General features: G+C 67.6%; 17 protein-coding genes. 10 read left to right on the top strand and 7 right to left on the bottom strand.

The features are described 5' to 3' along the window. The first annotated feature begins 2 nt into the window (after positions 1 to 2). Positions 3 to 497, top strand: a complete 495-nt coding sequence (locus MTBSS4_RS00180; protein WP_173981364.1) for a Dps family protein — start codon at positions 3 to 5, stop codon at positions 495 to 497. On the opposite strand, the gene MTBSS4_RS00175 is transcribed toward MTBSS4_RS00180, so the two are convergent. From MTBSS4_RS00175 to MTBSS4_RS00160, 4 genes are all read right to left on the bottom strand, one after another. Then, positions 494 to 2,449, bottom strand: coding sequence for a heparinase II/III family protein (locus MTBSS4_RS00175; protein WP_173981363.1), 1,956 nt, complete (start codon positions 2,447 to 2,449; stop codon positions 494 to 496). The two genes, MTBSS4_RS00180 and MTBSS4_RS00175, sit on opposite strands and share 4 nt — an antisense overlap. Continuing rightward, positions 2,446 to 3,702 (bottom strand): glycosyltransferase family 4 protein, encoded by a 1,257-nt coding sequence (locus MTBSS4_RS00170; RefSeq protein ID WP_173981362.1) that lies wholly within the window; start codon positions 3,700 to 3,702, stop codon positions 2,446 to 2,448. The genes MTBSS4_RS00175 and MTBSS4_RS00170 overlap by 4 nt, the downstream gene beginning before the upstream one ends. Before the next feature lie 45 nt (positions 3,703 to 3,747). Then, on the bottom strand, positions 3,748 to 5,775 hold the full coding sequence (locus tag MTBSS4_RS00165; RefSeq protein ID WP_173981361.1) for an elongation factor G: 2,028 nt from the start codon (positions 5,773 to 5,775) through the stop codon (positions 3,748 to 3,750). A 127-nt stretch (positions 5,776 to 5,902) separates the two neighbouring features. Then, positions 5,903 to 6,241: a cyclic nucleotide-binding domain-containing protein gene (locus MTBSS4_RS00160; RefSeq protein ID WP_173981360.1), complete on the bottom strand. Its 339-nt coding sequence runs from the start codon at positions 6,239 to 6,241 to the stop codon at positions 5,903 to 5,905. A 183-nt stretch (positions 6,242 to 6,424) separates the two neighbouring features. Here MTBSS4_RS00160 and MTBSS4_RS00155 point away from each other — a divergent pair, with 183 nt between their 5' ends. From MTBSS4_RS00155 to MTBSS4_RS00120, 8 genes are all read left to right on the top strand, one after another. After that, positions 6,425 to 6,907, top strand: a complete 483-nt coding sequence (locus tag MTBSS4_RS00155) for a hypothetical protein (RefSeq protein ID WP_173981359.1) — start codon at positions 6,425 to 6,427, stop codon at positions 6,905 to 6,907. A gap of 107 nt (positions 6,908 to 7,014) precedes the next feature. Next, entirely contained in the window at positions 7,015 to 7,149 is a 135-nt protein-coding gene (rpmH, locus tag MTBSS4_RS00150) for a 50S ribosomal protein L34 (RefSeq protein ID WP_021132026.1), read from the top strand. Between the two features lie 15 nt (positions 7,150 to 7,164). Further along, on the top strand, positions 7,165 to 7,557 hold the full coding sequence (gene rnpA, locus MTBSS4_RS00145) for a ribonuclease P protein component (protein ID WP_173981358.1): 393 nt from the start codon (positions 7,165 to 7,167) through the stop codon (positions 7,555 to 7,557). Next, the gene (gene yidD, locus MTBSS4_RS00140; RefSeq protein WP_173981357.1) at positions 7,554 to 7,799 is read left to right on the top strand and encodes a membrane protein insertion efficiency factor YidD; all 246 of its coding nucleotides are present in this window, start codon (positions 7,554 to 7,556) and stop codon (positions 7,797 to 7,799) included. The genes rnpA and yidD overlap by 4 nt, the downstream gene beginning before the upstream one ends. A 49-nt stretch (positions 7,800 to 7,848) precedes the next feature. Next, a complete protein-coding gene (gene yidC / locus MTBSS4_RS00135; RefSeq protein ID WP_173981356.1) occupies positions 7,849 to 9,597 on the top strand; it encodes a membrane protein insertase YidC in 1,749 nt (582 codons plus the stop codon). Beyond that, a complete protein-coding gene (yihA, locus tag MTBSS4_RS00130) occupies positions 9,558 to 10,262 on the top strand; it encodes a ribosome biogenesis GTP-binding protein YihA/YsxC (protein ID WP_173981355.1) in 705 nt (234 codons plus the stop codon). Before yidC ends, yihA begins: the two co-directional genes overlap by 40 nt. Then, positions 10,259 to 11,179 (top strand): acetylglutamate kinase, encoded by a 921-nt coding sequence (argB, locus tag MTBSS4_RS00125; RefSeq protein WP_173981354.1) that lies wholly within the window; start codon positions 10,259 to 10,261, stop codon positions 11,177 to 11,179. Before yihA ends, argB begins: the two co-directional genes overlap by 4 nt. 493 nt (positions 11,180 to 11,672) lie before the next feature. Beyond that, positions 11,673 to 12,056 carry a helix-turn-helix domain-containing protein gene (locus MTBSS4_RS00120; RefSeq protein ID WP_368667752.1) on the top strand — a complete coding sequence of 128 codons (384 nt, stop codon included), beginning with the start codon at positions 11,673 to 11,675 and terminating at the stop codon, positions 12,054 to 12,056. Between the two features lie 51 nt (positions 12,057 to 12,107). Here the strand turns inward: MTBSS4_RS00120 and MTBSS4_RS00115 are convergent, their stop codons facing one another. From MTBSS4_RS00115 to MTBSS4_RS00105, 3 genes are all read right to left on the bottom strand, one after another. After that, positions 12,108 to 12,617: an HPP family protein gene (locus tag MTBSS4_RS00115; protein WP_173981352.1), complete on the bottom strand. Its 510-nt coding sequence runs from the start codon at positions 12,615 to 12,617 to the stop codon at positions 12,108 to 12,110. Positions 12,618 to 12,684: 67 nt separating this feature from the next. Further along, entirely contained in the window at positions 12,685 to 13,815 is a 1,131-nt protein-coding gene (locus tag MTBSS4_RS00110; protein ID WP_173981351.1) for an alpha-hydroxy acid oxidase, read from the bottom strand. 14 nt (positions 13,816 to 13,829) lie between these two features. Further along, on the bottom strand, positions 13,830 to 14,585 hold the full coding sequence (locus MTBSS4_RS00105; RefSeq protein ID WP_173981350.1) for a hypothetical protein: 756 nt from the start codon (positions 14,583 to 14,585) through the stop codon (positions 13,830 to 13,832). 129 nt (positions 14,586 to 14,714) lie between these two features. Between MTBSS4_RS00105 and murJ the strand changes: the two genes are divergently transcribed. Further along, positions 14,715 to 16,259 carry a murein biosynthesis integral membrane protein MurJ gene (gene murJ, locus MTBSS4_RS00100; RefSeq protein ID WP_173981349.1) on the top strand — a complete coding sequence of 515 codons (1,545 nt, stop codon included), beginning with the start codon at positions 14,715 to 14,717 and terminating at the stop codon, positions 16,257 to 16,259. Positions 16,260 to 16,262: the final 3 nt, after the last annotated feature.

Genomic DNA, 16,262 nt, shown 5'->3' with positions numbered 1-16,262 from the left:
CCATGGGCAAGTCCAAGCTCGCCAAGGGCGGCGGTATCGACATCGGCATCGACGAGAAGACCCGCCAGAAGATCGGCGACGGGTTGGCGCGGCTGCTGGCCGATACCTACACGCTGTATCTCAAGACCCATAACTTCCATTGGAACGTCACCGGTCCGATGTTCAATACCCTGCACCTGATGTTCGAGGCGCAGTACACCGAACTGTCGCTGGCGGTGGATCTGATCGCCGAGCGCATCCGCGCCCTGGGCTTTCCCGCGCCGGGCAGCTATCGCCAGTTCGCCGCCCTGACCTCGCTGAAGGAGGAGGACGGCGTCCCCTCGGCCGAGGACATGATCCGCATTCTGGTCAAGGATCAGGAAGCGGTGGTGCGGACGGCGCGTTCCATCTTCCCGCTGGTGGACGAGGCCCACGACGAGCCGTCGGCCGACCTGCTGACCCAGCGCATGCAGGTTCACGAAAAGACCGCCTGGATGCTGCGCAGCCTGCTCGGCTAACCCTTGCGGCCATAGCCGGGCGAGAACGGCAGGATCAGGCCCCACAGGCGGGCCAGATCGTCGGGCGAGCGGATGAGATGCTCGCCCTCGCCCGGCCGGTCCTCGATCACGATGGCGCCGTCCTCGATGGCGACGCGCCGCCACACCGGCGATCCGAAGCCCATGTGGCGTCCCACGAAGTCGTCGCCGAAGCGGATCGGTTCGGCATGGGCGCGATCCTCCAGCCGGAACGGGGCCAGCAGGCGGGCAGGCTCGTCGCGGCCCCGCCTCGGCGCGAAATGGGCCATGACCGAACGGTAACGGTCGCGCTCGGCCAGATCGGCGGTATAGACGAAGCTGCCGGGGTCGCGGGCCCAGGCGACGCCGTCGATCTCGATCTCCACCGACAGTTGGTCGTTGTGGGCGTGGCCGCCCTGGCCGTTCTGGCCGATGGGGCCGCAGCGCACGGCAACGAAGGTCCTGGCGTTGCGCCAGAGGAACAGTCCGAAATCGGGATAGGCGATCGCTTCAAGCCCGCTCAGCGCCGCCGGGTCGGGCGGCTTGATCCGCAGGCGCAGACAGGGGCCGTCCTCGGCCGGGCCGGCCGGCAGCGCCGGCCTCGCCGGGGGGGGCGCGGCAAACCGCCGGCCGCCGGCCAGCGCCGCCACCACCCGGGTGACCGGTTCGGCATGGGGGGGAGAGGGCAGGTCCAACTCGAACAGCCCCTTGGCGGCGGCGATCACGGGCGCCATGTCCAGCGGGCGGTCCCCGGCCTCCAGCCGGACGAAGCGGCCGGAATCGTTGTCGCCGACCTGGATCATCTCGCCCGAAGGCTTGGCGACGTCGGCGGCGAAGCGGGCCGCTCCCGCCAGACGCGCCATGGCCTCGCCCGACAGGCGCTCGCCCCGGCCCAGCAGCAGCGCCGCCGTGACGGTCGCCATCTCGGCCGACAGGCGGTGATAGGCGGTGGAGGCCTCGAAATTGGCGCCGTCGGGGGTGAACTGGCGCAGGATCTCGGCATTCAGTTCGGCGGCGGCGAAGTGTCGCCATTCCACGCTTTCCGGGCTGTCGGGCAGGGCGTGGGCGATGACGGCCAGACCGCAGATATCGGCCAGATAATGATTGCCGCGATGGAGTTCGCTCCATTCCAGATGGGCCATCACATGACGGCCATGGGCCAGCAGCGATGCGGCCAGCTCGGTCTCGAACGTCTCGTCGAACGCTGCCCCCCTGGCACGGAACATCTCCCAGGCCAGGATCAGATTGACGGCGCGGATGGCCACGTCCATGGCGCAGGCCCAGTTGACCCCCCAGCCGGGTGGATTGGAACCGATGAAATCCAGCGCCTGGGCCCGGAATTCGGCGGCGAGGGCGGCCACGGTGCCGGCATCGGCCAGCAGCGCCAGCCGGGGCAGATGCTGCATCCGCGCCAGTTCCCACGGCAGCTTGACATCGACGCCCGGCAGATGGGCGTAGGCGATGCCGCCGCCCCAGGTGGCCGGCGACCAGCGGAAGCCAGAGACGAAATCCACATGCCAGTCGATGGGATCGTAGCTATCGGGAATCAGGTCGAGGATAGCCCTGGCCCGCGCCCGGTTGCCGGGGTTGAGTCCTGCCGCCACCGCGCCGCGCCAATCGTCTAGCAGGGGAGGGTGGGGGCCGTAGCGATGGGGGCCGAAGCCGTTATAGCGCTGCCCATGCGTCACCCGCACCGGGCCGGAGCCCAGCAGGTCGAAGCGATGTTCCAGCAGCAGCCTCGTTTCACCAAAGGAATCCGGAATCGAGACGTCCAGCGTGTCCAGGCAACGGCACAGCCGGCCGGGCGATGGCGGATAGGAACAGCGGTCGCGGCGCAACCATCCCTGGATATGGCGGTCGGCCAGCCGCCGGGCGAATCCCGCCGCCTTGGCCAGGGCGATGCGGGGCGGCAGGGACAGGGCCAGACGGATCAGGTGACCCGGACAGGCTCTCATCCCTCGATCCGCCCGGCCTCGGCGGGGCCCCGGCCGGCCACCACCAGATCCAGCACCGCGATGAACAGTTCCGCCTGACGCTGGCGGGTGTGGCGGGGCGCCGCCACCAGGCTGGCCGCCGCCAGGCCGGCCAGCAGGCCGTCGTCGCCCTCCAGCCGCCGGGCGGCGTCGGCCAGCCCTTGCGGGTCGGCGGCAGGCACGAACAGCCCGGCCCCGTCGTCTTCGATGATGCGCGAGGCCTCGCCCTCGGGGGCCACCAGCAGCAGCGGCAGGCCCATGCCCATGGCCTCGAAGATCTTGGACGGAATCACCTCGGCGAAGGCCGGCGAGTCCTTCAGATGCACCAGCGCCACGTCGCACAGCGACCATACCCGGGGCATCATCTCCTTGGGCTGGGGCGGGCCGAACACCACGTTGTCCAGGCCGCGCCGCGCCGCCTCGTCCATCAGCATCTGGCGCTCGGCGCCGGCCCCGACCAGCAGGAACCTGATGCGGGGAACATCGCGAAGCCGCTCGGCGGCGTCCAGCACGTTGATCAGGCCGTGCGCCATGCCGTGGGTGCCGACATAGCCGATGACGAAGGCATCCGCCAGGCCCCATCGCGCCGCCAGTTCGGCATCCCTGGGGCGAGGCGCGTAGCGCGGCAGATCGACGCCGTTGATCACCACCGCGATCTTGTCGGCGGGGATGGCGCGGCGGATCAGGTCGTCCTTGAAGGCCCGCGTCAGCGCCACCACCGCCGCCGAGCGGCGGTAGAGGAACAGTTCCAGCCTTTCCAGCCAGCGGATGGCGAGGCTGTCCCTCATGGCGCCGACGGCGGTGATGGAGCGCGGCCACAGATCGCCCAGTTCGAACACGAACGGCACGCCGCGCAGGCCGGCCAGCATCCAGCCGCCGACGGCGGCGAAGAATTGCGGGCTGGTCGCGACCACCACGTCGGGCTTGCGCTCGAACAGGCCAAAGGCGACGGCGGAGGCCATGAACGACACGAAATCCAGGATGCGGCGGGCGAATCCCTCGTTGGGGGCGATATAGGTCTTGAGCCGCACCACCCGGATGCCGTCCAGGTCGCCAACCTGTCGCCAGCGGTTCTCCCAGCCGTCGAACAGCTTGCCGCCGGGGAAATTGGGGGCGCAGGTCAGGACCGTGACCTCGTGGCCGGCCTTGACCCAGTACAGCGCGCGTTCCGACACCCGGGTGGCGGCGGCATTGGTTTCGGGTGGAAAGTTCTCGGTCAGGAACAGGATGCGCATACCCGTTCTCTACCTCAAACCGCAGTGTCCGTCATCCCCCGCGGTTCAGGCGTTCTCAAGGGCCTTCCTGCGCTGTTCCACCACTTTGTCGGCGATGCGGCCGGCGATCTCCTGGAGGTGGTCGAAGGCCCACGAGAAGGTTCCCACGCCCATGGTCAGCGAGCGCAGTTCCACGATCAGGTCGTCCATCTCGGCCTGGGGCAGGTAGGCGTTGACAGTGTCCCAGCCCTGCCAGCCCTCCTTGGCGTCATAGCCGAGAATCTGGCCGCGCCGGCCCGATACGATGCGCTGGGCCTTGGCGGTGTAGTCGCTGGGAACCGAGATTTCCACCAGCAGGATCGGCTCCAGCAGCACCGGATCGCATTGCGGCATGCCTTCGGTCATGGCGATGCGGGCCGCGGTCTTGAACGCCATGTCGGAACTGTCGACCGCGTGATAGCTGCCGCTGGTCAGGGTCACCGACAGGTCGACCACCGGAAAGCCGAACGGCCCCTGGGCGAGGAATTCGGCGACGCCGTGTTCCACCGACGGGATGTACTGGCGCGGCACCACGCCGCCTACGATCTTGTCGACGAAGTGGAACCCTTGCCCCCGCGGCAGTGGCGCGATGTCCAGATAAACGTCGCCGAACTGGCCGTGGCCGCCCGACTGCTTCTTGTGGCGGCCATGCACCGAGACCGATTTGCGGATGGTTTCCTTGTAGGGAACCGTCGGCTTCCTGGTCACCACCTGCATGTTGAAGCGGCTCTTCAGGCGGTCGATGGCGACCTGAAGGTGAATCTCGCCCTGGCCGCGCAGCACCAGTTCGCCGAACTCGCCGTGTTCGAGGATGAGCGAGGGGTCCTCCTCCGACAGCTTGGCCAGGGCGCCGCTCAGCTTGACGTCGTCGCCTTTCTTCTCGGCGGCCAGGGCGAAGGCGAACAGCGGCGCCAGGGGCTGGGGCCAGGTCGCCATGCCGGAATCGGCCTCGCCGATGACGGCGCCGGTCGCGACCGGATCAAGGCGGCCGAACGCCACCAGATCGCCGGGGCCGGCCTTGGCCACCTTGGTGGGGATGCCGGCGGGCATGGCGTAGAGGCCTCCGATACGCGAACCGTCCACCACCTGATTGTCGGCGAATTCGCCGCGCCAGATGCGGGCGAAGCTGAGCTTGCCGGTATGGGCGGCATGCACGGTCTTGAACACCTGGGCCAGGGCGCCGCCCTCGGCCTTGATTCCTTGCCGGACGGCGGTGACGGCGGGGGCGGGCACGTCGTGGCGCAGCGCCTTCAGCAGGCGATGGATGCCGCCATCGTTCTCGGCCGAGCCGAAGAACACCGGCACGATCAGATCCTCGGCCAGATCCTTGCCGAGGTCCTGGTAGATCTCGTCGGTGGGGGGCTGGATGTCCTCCAGCAATTCCTCCATCAGGTGGTCGTCGAAATCGGCCAGATGCTCCAGCAATTCCTGGCGTGCCCTGGCCTCTTCGCCCTTCAGCGCCTCGGGAATCTGGATCATCGCCGAGGCCTGGCCGGGGCGGTACCTGTAGGCACGCTCGCTGACCAGATCGATATAGCCGGTGACGGACTCGCCGTCGCGAATGGGAATCTCGCGCATCACCAGCGGCCGGTCGGAAACCGCCTGAAGCGCGTCCAGGGTTTCCTTCAGCCTGGTGCCGGCGGCGTCGATCTTGTTGACGAACAGGATGTGGGGGATCTTGCGCTCGTCCAGGAATTTCAGCACCGGCGCCACCATCACGGCGCGGGCCGGGTCGGGTTCGCACACCACGATGGCCGCGTCCACCGCCATCAGGGCGTTGTAGGCGTCCTGCTGGAACTCCACCGAGCCGGGGCAGTCGACGAAGGTCCACGTCTCGCCCAGATATTGGGCCGAGGCGATGTTGGGCTCGACGCTCATGAAGCGGGCGCGGGCCTCGGCGCTGGCGTCGCCGACGGTCGAGCCGTCCTTGACGCGGCCCTGGCGTCCGATGGCGCCGGCGGCGAACAGCATCGCTTCGAGAAGGCTGGTCTTGCCGCTGGCGAACGGGCCGACCAGGGCGCAGGCACGCGGCAGGGATGGCGATTTGGCGGTCATGGCCCCTCCGGATATTCAGCGATCGGACGCGATGCCGGTTTTCCGCACCGCCCAAGCCCCATGGTTCCAGGTGAACCCCTTGCTGGCAACAGGAAATCCCGTGGATGACGGTCGCGCCAGCGGAGATTCAGCGGGTGAGGTTGCGGATGTTGCGCACGAAGATGTTGAGCAGGCCGCGGATGAAGGGGTCGGCCTTGGCCAGCTTCTCGCGGAAGCTGTCGCGCGAGATGATGATGCAGGAGACGTCGGTCAACGCCTTGGCGCTGGCCATGCGGGGCTGGTCGTCCACCAGCGCCATTTCGCCGAACAGTTCGCCCTTGCCGATGGTGGCGATGGTCATGCCGTGTTTGATGATCTCGATCTGCCCATCCTGGATCAGATAGGCGCGATCGCCGGAATCGCCTTCGTTGAAGATCTTCGCCCCGGCGTAAAAGACCTTGCGTTCGAGAATTCTGTCGTTACGCATGCCCGCCATCCTAATCCTGATCGCATGACTTTATTCGTGTTCGCGTCCGGAGTCATCCCCCAAGGCGTATCCATCCGCAAAGTGTATCTGCCCATCGACAGGACGCCATGGCTCGTCCTAGACTTGGGCCATGAAGCCCGACGCAAGCGGATGTTCTGTTTTGCTCCAGCCGGCGCGGCGGCCATGACCGCCGACGACCGGGTCCGTTCGCTCGCCCGCCTCCGGGCCTTGATGGCGATGACCGTGGCCAACGGCTGCACCGAGGAAGAGGAACTGTCGGCCGCCCGCATGGTGGCCAAGATGGTGGAACAGATCGATGGACAGATCGGCGGTTCCGCCGCCGCCGACCCGTCGTGGGCAACGCGCGAGCGCGACAATCCGCAATATCAGGCCCTGCTGGAAAAGAACACCCTGGAAGGGCTGCTGAAGTCGGCGCTTCAGGAACTGGCGCTCAACCACATCAACACGGTTTCGCCGTCCAGGCGCGACCTGCGGGGACGGCCGGTGGAATATGTCCGCACCGGCGACATTCTGCTGCCGTATTTCACCATGATGCTGGGCGGTGCCGGCGCCTCGCGCATGGCCCGCGCCATGGTCGCCGACATGGTGGACGAACTGGTCTATGACGGCCTGCTGCCCGACCGTTTGGCCCTGCCCAGGGAATAAGGCGGCGGGCGTGCCGTTTCGGGCGAAGCAGCGCATTGACTCCGCCGGCCGGCCGGCTTATACACGACCGCTCATTTTCAAGTCCTGTTCGTATCGGAGTACCTCCCGTGAAGCGTACCTATCAGCCGAGCAAGCTCGTCCGCGCCCGTCGCCACGGTTTCCGCGCTCGCATGGCCACCGTCGGCGGCCGTCGCGTCATCAACAACCGTCGCCGCCAGGGCCGCAAGAAGCTGTCCGCCTAGGATTCGTCCAAGGCCATGACGGCGCGGCTCGATCGGCTTAAGAAACGGGCCGATTTCCTGCGGGTCGCGGCCTTGAGGCGCAAATGGGCCGCCCCCGGCCTGATCCTTCAGGCCGCTCCCGCCACGGGACCGCAAGCCGACTCGGTTCGAGTCGGCTTCACCGTTTCCAAGAAGGTGGGGAACGCTGTGGCGCGCAACCGGGCCAAGCGGCGCCTGCGGGCCGCGGTGGACGCGGTGTTTCCCTGTCAGGCCGCCCTGGGGCTGGATTATGTGGTGATCGGCCGGCGCGAGACCATCGATCGGCCATATTCTCTTCTCTTGCAGGATTTGCGGGCGGCGCTAAAACGTGTCGGCGGAGTTCGGGCATTGGCCCAGGCCCCGTCCGAGACTGCACGAGGAGAGGCATGAACCCCGTCGGACTGGCGATGCGCGGAGCAATTCGCGCCTACCAATTGCTGGTGTCGCCGATTCTGCCGGCGAGCTGCCGGTTCATACCCTCGTGCTCGGCCTATGCCATGGAGGCGATCCAGATTCACGGCCCGCTGGGCGGGTCGATGCTGGCGGCGCGGCGGATCTGCCGCTGCCATCCGTGGAACGAGGGCGGGTTCGACCCCGTCCCCGGGCCATCGCACTCCTCTCGCTCCTTTTGACCGAATGCGGCGGCAAGGCCGCCCCGTCCCGAATGCCGGATAGGATGTCATGAACGATCAGCGCAATCTCTTCCTCGCCATTGCCGTTTCGGTCGCCATCATGATCGGCTGGCAGTATTTCCTCCCGCCGGCACCGCCGCCGCCGCCCGCGCAGCAGAGCGCAGCCCAGGCCGACGGGCGGCCGTCGCCGTCCACCGCCCCCGCCGCCCCGTCTTCCGGCGGTACCGCGATGGCGCCCCAGGTCCCGGGGGCGCCGGGTCCCGTCGCCGCCACCGCCGCCAGCCGGTCCGCCGCCCTGGGCAAGAGCGGCCGCGTCGCCATCAAGACTCCCGCCGTTCACGGCTCCATCGCGCTGACCGGGGCCCGTATCGACGACCTGACCCTGGTCCGCTACCGCGAGACCCCCGATGGAGCCAGCCCCGAGATCAACCTGCTGTCCCCGGCCGGGTCGCCCGAGCCCTATTGGGCCGAGTTCGGCTGGGTTCCCGCCGATTCCTCGGTCAAGGTGCCGGGGACCGATTCGGTCTGGACTCTTCAGTCCGGCGGTGAACTCACCCCGGCGACGCCGGTGGTCCTGACCTGGGACAACGGCGAGGGGCTGCGCTTCGTCCGTACCTATTCCGTCGACGCCGATTACATGTTCACCATCGGCCAGCGGGTCGAGAATCACGGCGCCGCCCCGGTGACCCTGCACCCCTTCGCCCTTTTGGCCCGCACCGGCACCCCGAAGGTCGAGGGGATGTACATCCTGCACGAGGGGCCGCTGGGGGTGTTCGACGGCACCTTGAAGGAACTGAAGTACGACGACCTCAAGAAGGAAGGGACGGCGCGGCTCAAGACCACCGGCGGGTGGGCCGGCATCACCGACAAGTACTGGCTGGCCGCCCTGGTGCCGCCGGGCAAGACCGAGGTCACCGGCCGCTTCGTTCATCAGCGCCTGGACAATGCCGACCGCTTCCAGGTGGATTATCTGGCTTCCGCCCGCGTCGTCGAACCCGGCAAGTCGGCCGAGGCCGGCTTCCACCTGTTCGCCGGGGCCAAGCAGGTCAGCCTGCTGGACGGCTATTCCGAGAAGCTGGGCATCGACCGCTTCGATCTCGCCATCGATTTCGGCTGGTTCTACTTCCTGACCAAGCCGTTCTTCTACCTGCTTCAGATCCTGCACACGTCGTTGGGCAACATGGGCCTCGCCATCCTGGCGCTGACGGTGCTGCTGAAGCTGGCCATGTTCCCGCTGGCCAACAAGTCCTACGTGGCCATGAGCAAGATGAAGAAGCTGCAACCGCAGGTCCAGGCGTTGCAGGCCCGCTTCGGCGACGACAAGGTCCGTCTCCAGCAGGAGATGATGGCGCTCTACAAGGCGGAGAAGGTCAATCCGGTCTCGGGCTGCCTGCCCATCCTGATCCAGATTCCGGTGTTCTTCGCGCTGTACAAGGTGCTGTTCGTCACCATCGAGATGCGCCACGCCCCGTTCTACGGCTGGATCAGCGATCTGTCGGCCCAGGACCCCACCAACATCTTCACCCTGTTCGGGCTCATTCCGTGGACGCCGCCCTCGATCATGCATCTGGGCATCTGGCCGTTGATCATGGGCCTGACCATGTACCTGCAACAGAAGCTGAATCCGCAGCCCACCGATCCGGTCCAGGCGAAGATGATGCAGTTCCTGCCGGTCGTCTTCACCTTCCTGCTGGCCAATTTCGCCTCGGGTCTGGTGATCTACTGGGCCTGGAGCAACACGCTGTCGATCCTTCAGCAATGGGTGATCATGCGCAAGGTGGAGGAGGGCAAGTCCTGACCACTGTCCCCGACAGCGAGTCCGAGGCGGAGCGGGCCGGCCTGATCGAGGCCGGCCGTCTGCTGTTCGCGCGCGAATGCGTCTTCATGCGCGGGGCGGTGGGGCTGGACAGCCTGCCCGACTGCACCTTGCCGGAGGTCGCCTTCGCCGGCCGCTCCAACGTCGGCAAGTCCAGCCTGATCAACGCGCTGACCGGCCGCAACACCCTGGCGCGCACCTCCAACACCCCCGGACGCACCCAGGAACTGAACTTCTTCGACCTGGGTCAGCGGCTGATCCTGGTGGACATGCCGGGCTACGGCTTCGCCAGCGCCCCCAAGGGGCTGGTGGAGAAATGGACCCGGCTGGTCAACGGCTTCCTCAAGGGCCGGCCGGTTCTGCGCCGCAGCGTCGTCCTGGTGGATTCCCGCCATGGCCTCAAGGACAGCGACCGCGACATGATGGCCATGCTGGACAAGGCCGCCGTGGTCTATCAGGTGGTGCTGACCAAGATCGACAAGATCAAGCCCGCCGAGCTGGAGGCGGTGCGGGCCAGGACCTTGGACGAAATCTCCAGACGGGTCGCCGCCCATCCCCTTCTGATCGCCACCTCGTCCGAAACCGGCGCCGGCATCGCCGAGCTGCGGGCGGAACTGACCACCCTAGCCTTGGGAGCGTCCTCATGAGCACCTCCGACGCCGCCGACATCCTGCACGACCGCAAGGCCTGGCTGGACCGCGCCAAGACCCTGTCCGAGGCGCTGCCGTTCATGCGCCAGTTCTCGGACCAGACCCTGGTCGTCAAGTTTGGCGGCCACGCCATGGAATCCGACGATCTGGCCCGGCTGTTCGCCCGCGACGTGGTCCTGCTGAAGCAGGTGGGCGTCAACCCGGTGGTGGTGCATGGCGGCGGCCCGCAGATCGACGCCATGCTGAAGCGGCTCGACATCCAGACGCCCCGGGTCGACGGCCTGCGCTTCACCGATCAGGCCACCGTCGAGGTGGTGGAGATGATCCTGTCGGGCAAGATCAACAAGCAGATCGTCTCGGCCATCAACGAGGCCGGCGGGTTCGCCGTCGGCCTGTCGGGCAAGGACGGCCACCTGATCCGCGCCCGCAAGCTGCGCCGCACCGCCAAGGACCCGGAGTCCAACATCGAGAAGGTGCTGGACCTGGGCTTCGTCGGCGAACCGACCGAGATCACGCCTCACATCCTCGATTTCTTCCGCAAGTCCGACATCATTCCGGTGGTGGCTCCGGTGGGCATGGGATCGGCCGGGGAGACCTACAACATCAACGCCGACACCGCCGCCGGCGCCATCGCCGCCGCCACCAATGCCCGCCGCCTGCTGATGCTGACCGACGTGGCCGGGGTGCTGGACAAGTCCGGCAACCTGATTCCCGAGATGACCGCCGCCCAGGCCAAGGCGTTCATGGCCGACGGCACCATTTCCGGCGGCATGATTCCCAAGGTGGAAACCTGCCTGGACGCCGTCGCCCGGGGCGTTGACGCCGCCGTCATCCTGGACGGCCGCGTTCCCCACGCCGTGCTGCTGGAACTGTTCACGCCCCACGGCGTCGGAACCCTGATCAAGGCCGGCTGAGCCGCCGTCATCCCCCCCCATGGGGCGCCCCGGCTTCGCCGGCGGCGCGCATCGGTCGCGTCCCATCTTCGAGGACGGCCCCGGCGGGCCGTCCCGATGGAGGGCAGTCGCCGTCACCTCCCTTTCCTGTTCCGTCCCATCCTTCGAGGGTTCGCGCCTTGGAGGCGGACATTCTTTTGATATACAGGAGGTCATGGATGTGGCGGATGGTAAGTGTAAGGTCATCGTATGATGAATCAACCAAATGCCGGCCTCGATACTTCCAAACGGTTGTTAATTACGTGTAGTTTGAATGATCCTTTGTGTGCTGATGGCATACTATGCGGATTTTCTATTTTTTCGGGCAATCTTTCCCTCTTGCGTTTGTAAAACTACTAGGTCAAGTATTGGGACGATTCAATGATCAGAGGGAAACATGTCCCGAAGAAAGGCAAATCGAGGCCGCACACCTGCCGGCGCTCCCAATCCAATCGATATTCATGTCGGATCGCGCATGCGATTACGGCGGACTCTGCTGGGATTGAGTCAGGAGAAGCTCGGCGAGATGATCGGGCTCACTTTTCAGCAGGTGCAGAAGTATGAGCGGGGCGCCAATCGCGTCAGCTGCTCGCGCCTGTTCGATCTGTCCCGGTCCCTGGATGTCCCGGTGTCGTATTTTTTCGACGATATGCCGCTTGACGTCAGCAATCTCAGCCCGGTGCAGATGGCGCGGGAACCTCCCACCGAGGAACCGGCGGCGGCGGCGGCCGACCCCCGCTTGCGGCGCGAGACCCTGGAACTGGTCCGCAATTACTATTCCATCACCGATCCCGACGTGCGGCGGCGGATCTATGATCTGGCCAAGGCGCTGAGCAACCGGACCGGCGACGACGGCTGACAGCGACAGCGTGCTTTCCAGCCGGGCGGGCCCGGAAAGCACGTCTCTCCCTCAGTCTCGCGGGGCGGACTCGATGGGCAGGGGATAGGGGCGGCGTGGCGGCAGGCGGTGAATCAGGACCGCCACCACCACCAGGGTCAGCGCCCCCACCAGTACCGGCATCAGCAGGAAGCTCCAGCCGGGATGCTCCATCATCACCACCAGCGGGTCGGCTCCCGCCGGCGGATGCGTCAGGCGCGCCAGCGCCAGCACCACCATCACCACCGCCACGGACAGCGCCATCGCCACCCAGCCTGCCGGCAGGTAGTGATCGAACAGCAAGCCGATCACGGTGGCGATCAGGTGGCCGCCGACCACGTTGGCGGGCTGCGACATGGGCGAGTCGGGCATGCCGAACACCAGCATGGCCGACGCCCCAAGCGGCGCCGTCAGCAGCGGCGCTCCGCCCAGGTCGTTGAGGGTTGCGATAAGTCCCAGCGACACCACGGTGCCAATGGCGGCCTTGACCCAACTGGGAATGCAGGCGGCGGGCTGATGGCGAAAGAAATAACGGCGCGGCATTCGTGTCCCGTCGGAACCAATGATGCGCGGACAATATATCTTTATGGCGGTCCGGCACAAGCCCCGCTCACGGCCACAGCCAGCGCCGGTCCAGTTCCGTCCAGGACGGACAGCCCAGTTGAACCAGGGTGCGGCTGAAATCCGCCGCCAACAGGTCCGCCGCCCGTTCCGCTCCGGCCGCTCCGCCGGCGGCGGCGCCATAATAGAAGGCGCGTCCGGCGAAAACGAAGTCGGCTCCCATCACCCGGGCGCGGGCGATGTCTTCGCCCGAACGGATGCCGCCATCCATCACCACCGTGGCCGCGTCCCCCAGCGCGGCGCGGATGGCGGCCAGGGATTCGATGGCGGCTGGGGCCGAATCCAACTGGCGTCCGCCGTGGTTCGAGACCCAGACGCCGTCCGCGCCGATGTCCAGGGCGGCGGCCGCGTCGTCGACGGCCAGCACTCCCTTGACCAGCAGCTTGCCCGGCCAGTCCTGCCGCAATCCGCGCAGGTCGTTCCACGACAGGTCGCCCTTGATCTGGGACGAGACGAATTCGGTCAGGGTCTGGCCGGTGATGTCACCGGTATAGGGGGCCAGATTGGGAAAGCCGGGCGAGCCGGCCCGCAGCGTCGCCAGAGCCCAGGCGGGACGGGCCGCCACTCCGGCCAGGAAGCGGAGGCCGGGACGGAACGGCAGGACGAAGCGGTTGCGGACGTCGCGGCGGCGGTCGCCGGCCCGGGGCACGTCCACCGTCACCGCCAGCACCCGGATACCGGAATCCCAGGCGCGGCGCAGCAGGTCGCGATTGATGTCGGGGCGGCGGGAATAGTAAAGCTGGAACCAGACATTGCCGGGAGCGGCCTCGGCAATGGCCTCGATGGTGGTCGAGGCCACCGTGCTGACCACCATGGGCAGGTCGCGAATTCGGGCCTGGGCGGCAAGGGCGAAGTCGGCGTCCGGCCACAGCAGGTTGCCCATGCCCACCGGAGCGATGCCGAAGGGCTGGGCGTAGGTCCGGCCGAACAGGACGGCGGAACTGTCGGGATCGACCGCGCGGCAGAATCGCGGCATCAGCCGTACCGCCTCCAGCCGTTCCCGATTGCGGCGCAGCCCGCCTTCCTCGCCGGAACCTCCGTCCAGAAAGCCGAAGGCGAAGGCCGGCAGGCGCCGCCGCGCCCGTTCGGCCAGATCGGCGACGCAACTCATGGTCTTCATCGCGCCCGCTCCCGTCAGATGCAGTAGTCGTCGGCCGGCGGGCTGGGCAGGCGGACGGTGAAGTCGCCTTCCAGCAGGGCCGCCAGCCGGTGGAGATCGGCCAGCACGTCCATCACCACCGCCTCGGCGCCGCCGCCCAGCATCACCCCGAATCCCCACTGGCCGCGCCACAGTTCCAGTCCGGTGCGGCCGATCTGGTCGATGGGGTCCTGGGGGTCGTCGACGGCATAGCTGACCATGAAGGGAATGCCCAGGGTGTCGAGCAGGATGGCCGCGTCTATGGCGTAGCCCGGCCCGCGATGGTCGTCGGCGGGGGGATCGATGAACACGAAGCCGGGGCGGTTGGGCAGGTTGATGCGGTTGCGCAGGAACAAGAACCAGTCATGGCTCCAGAACCGCACCCAGCCGCTTTCCCGGTTGGCCTTGGCCGCGGCGATGGCGGCGGGGTCGATGTCGTTGACGTCGGCCTCGAACACGACGCGGGGCAGGGCGGCGACGATCCGGCCGGCCAGCACCCACGAGCCCGGATACGAATCCGGCGACTGGGTGACCGCCTCGTGGAACCAGCGGCCGGAGAATTCGCCCCTCGCCGCCAGCACAGGGTCAAGCGCGCTGGTCCGTTGCAGCCGCCCGCCGCCGGCATGGGTGTCGGAAAACGAGAACGGCACCTCGTCCTGGGACGGCGGGGCGCGTTCGGCCGCCGTCCTGGCGCAGCGGGCCACCGCGTTCGCCAGGATGAAATGGGTCCAGATACCGCCGCGTCCGATCATGACCGATGTTCCGTCCGAAGGCCGCCGGCAGTAAAGCATGGATGGAATCCCTCAGCCATCCCCCTTTGTCGCCCGCCATCCGGCGGCAAGGGGGTGTCCCTCGTCGCCGGGGACTGGTAGAAGACTCCCATGTCCCTGTTCCGCTCCATCGCCACCGTCGGCGGCTTCACCATGGCGTCTCGCGTCACCGGCCTGATGCGCGAGATGACCATTGCCCATTTCCTGGGGGCGGGAGCCGTCGCCGACGCCTTCTTCGTCGCCTTCCGCTTTCCCAACCTGTTCCGTTCGCTGTTCGCGGAAGGGGCCTTCAACGCCGCCTTCGTGCCGCTGTTCACCGGCAAGCTGGCGGCCGAGGGCGAGGACGCCGCCCGCCTGTTCGCCGAACGCGCCATGATGGTGCTTGGCCTCGCCCTGGCGGTGTTCGTGGCGGTGATGGAGGTGGCGATGCCGTGGGCCATGCTGGGGCTGGCCCCCGGCTTCGCCGCCACCCCGGGCAAGATGGCGCTGGTGGTGGAGCTTTCGCGCATCTGTTTTCCCTATCTGCTGTTCGTGTCGCTGGTGTCGCTTCAGGCCGGGGTGCTGAACTCGCATGGGCGCTTCGCCGCCGCCGCCTTCGCGCCGGTGCTGCTCAACCTCACCGCCATGGCCGGATTATGGCTGCTGACCCCGCATGCGCCCACCGCCGGCCATGCCATGGCCTGGGCCACCTTCGCCGCCGGCATCTTGCAATTCCTCTGGCTGTATTACAGCCTCGGCCGCGCCGGCATCAGGCTCCGGCCGCGCCGGCCGCGCCTGTCGCCCGAAATCGGGCTGCTGTTTCGGCGTATCGTGCCCGGCGCGGTCGGAGCCAGCGTCTATCAGGTCAATCTGGTGATCAACACCATGATCGCCTCGATGGTGGCCGACGGCGCCGTCAGCTATCTGAATTACGCCGATCGGGTGAGCCAGCTGCCGCTCGGCGTGGTCGGCATCGCCATCGGCACCGCCCTGCTGCCGCTGCTGTCGCGCCAGATCAAGGACGGCGACCTGGAGCAGGCGCGGCAGAGCCAGAACCGCGCCATGGAATTCGGTCTGTTGCTGACCCTGCCGGCGGCGGTGGCGCTGGCGGTGATCGCCCAGCCCATCATCCGGGTGCTGTTCGAGCGCGGCAGCTTCGGCCCCGGCGAGACCGCCGCCACCGCCGCCGCCCTGACCGCCTTCGCCCTCGGCCTGCCGGCCTACGTCCTGGTCAAGGCGCTGGTGCCGGCCTTCTTCGCCCGCGGGGACACCGCCACCCCGGTCAAGGTGGCCGGCGGCGCCATGGTGCTGAACGTGGTTCTCAATCTGGCGCTGGTGGGGAGTCTTGCCCATGTGGGCATGGCCCTGGCCACCGCCCTGGCCGCCTGGTTCAACGTCGCCGTGCTGGCCGTGCTGCTGAAACGGCGGGGCTTCTTCGCCATGGACCAGCGCTTGCGGGGGCGGTTGCCGCGCATCCTGATCGCCTCGGCGGTGATGGCGGCGGCGTTGTGGGCGGCGCGGCGGGTGTTGTGGCCGCTGGCCGACGGCCAACTGGCGGCGCTGGGTCTGCTGGTGGCGCTGGTCACCGGAGGGCTGACGGTCTACGCCGTGTCGGCCCAGGTGCTGGGGGCGGCGCGGCTGTCCGAGATCCGGGCGATGATGCGGCGGTCGAAATAGGCG

It is taken from the genome of Magnetospirillum sp. SS-4 (assembly GCF_902729425.1).
Classification (GTDB): Bacteria; Pseudomonadota; Alphaproteobacteria; order Rhodospirillales; family Magnetospirillaceae; genus Phaeospirillum.
This window is presented reverse-complemented; position numbering and strand designations above follow the sequence as displayed.

Excerpts from the sequence above, each read along its gene's own strand:
- MTBSS4_RS00180 (WP_173981364.1), top strand. The coding sequence starts at position 3 with ATGGGCAAGTCCAAGCTCGCCAAGGGCGGCGGTATCGACATCGGCATC.
- MTBSS4_RS00175 (WP_173981363.1), bottom strand. The coding sequence starts at position 2,449 with ATGAGAGCCTGTCCGGGTCACCTGATCCGTCTGGCCCTGTCCCTGCCG.
- MTBSS4_RS00170 (WP_173981362.1), bottom strand. The coding sequence starts at position 3,702 with ATGCGCATCCTGTTCCTGACCGAGAACTTTCCACCCGAAACCAATGCC.
- MTBSS4_RS00165 (WP_173981361.1), bottom strand. The coding sequence starts at position 5,775 with ATGACCGCCAAATCGCCATCCCTGCCGCGTGCCTGCGCCCTGGTCGGC.
- MTBSS4_RS00160 (WP_173981360.1), bottom strand. The coding sequence starts at position 6,241 with ATGCGTAACGACAGAATTCTCGAACGCAAGGTCTTTTACGCCGGGGCG.
- MTBSS4_RS00155 (WP_173981359.1), top strand. The coding sequence starts at position 6,425 with ATGACCGCCGACGACCGGGTCCGTTCGCTCGCCCGCCTCCGGGCCTTG.
- rnpA (WP_173981358.1), top strand. The coding sequence starts at position 7,165 with ATGACGGCGCGGCTCGATCGGCTTAAGAAACGGGCCGATTTCCTGCGG.
- yidD (WP_173981357.1), top strand. The coding sequence starts at position 7,554 with ATGAACCCCGTCGGACTGGCGATGCGCGGAGCAATTCGCGCCTACCAA.
- yidC (WP_173981356.1), top strand. The coding sequence starts at position 7,849 with ATGAACGATCAGCGCAATCTCTTCCTCGCCATTGCCGTTTCGGTCGCC.
- yihA (WP_173981355.1), top strand. The coding sequence starts at position 9,558 with ATGGGTGATCATGCGCAAGGTGGAGGAGGGCAAGTCCTGACCACTGTC.
- argB (WP_173981354.1), top strand. The coding sequence starts at position 10,259 with ATGAGCACCTCCGACGCCGCCGACATCCTGCACGACCGCAAGGCCTGG.
- MTBSS4_RS00120 (WP_368667752.1), top strand. The coding sequence starts at position 11,673 with ATGCGATTACGGCGGACTCTGCTGGGATTGAGTCAGGAGAAGCTCGGC.
- MTBSS4_RS00115 (WP_173981352.1), bottom strand. The coding sequence starts at position 12,617 with ATGCCGCGCCGTTATTTCTTTCGCCATCAGCCCGCCGCCTGCATTCCC.
- MTBSS4_RS00110 (WP_173981351.1), bottom strand. The coding sequence starts at position 13,815 with ATGAAGACCATGAGTTGCGTCGCCGATCTGGCCGAACGGGCGCGGCGG.
- MTBSS4_RS00105 (WP_173981350.1), bottom strand. The coding sequence starts at position 14,585 with ATGATCGGACGCGGCGGTATCTGGACCCATTTCATCCTGGCGAACGCG.
- murJ (WP_173981349.1), top strand. The coding sequence starts at position 14,715 with ATGTCCCTGTTCCGCTCCATCGCCACCGTCGGCGGCTTCACCATGGCG.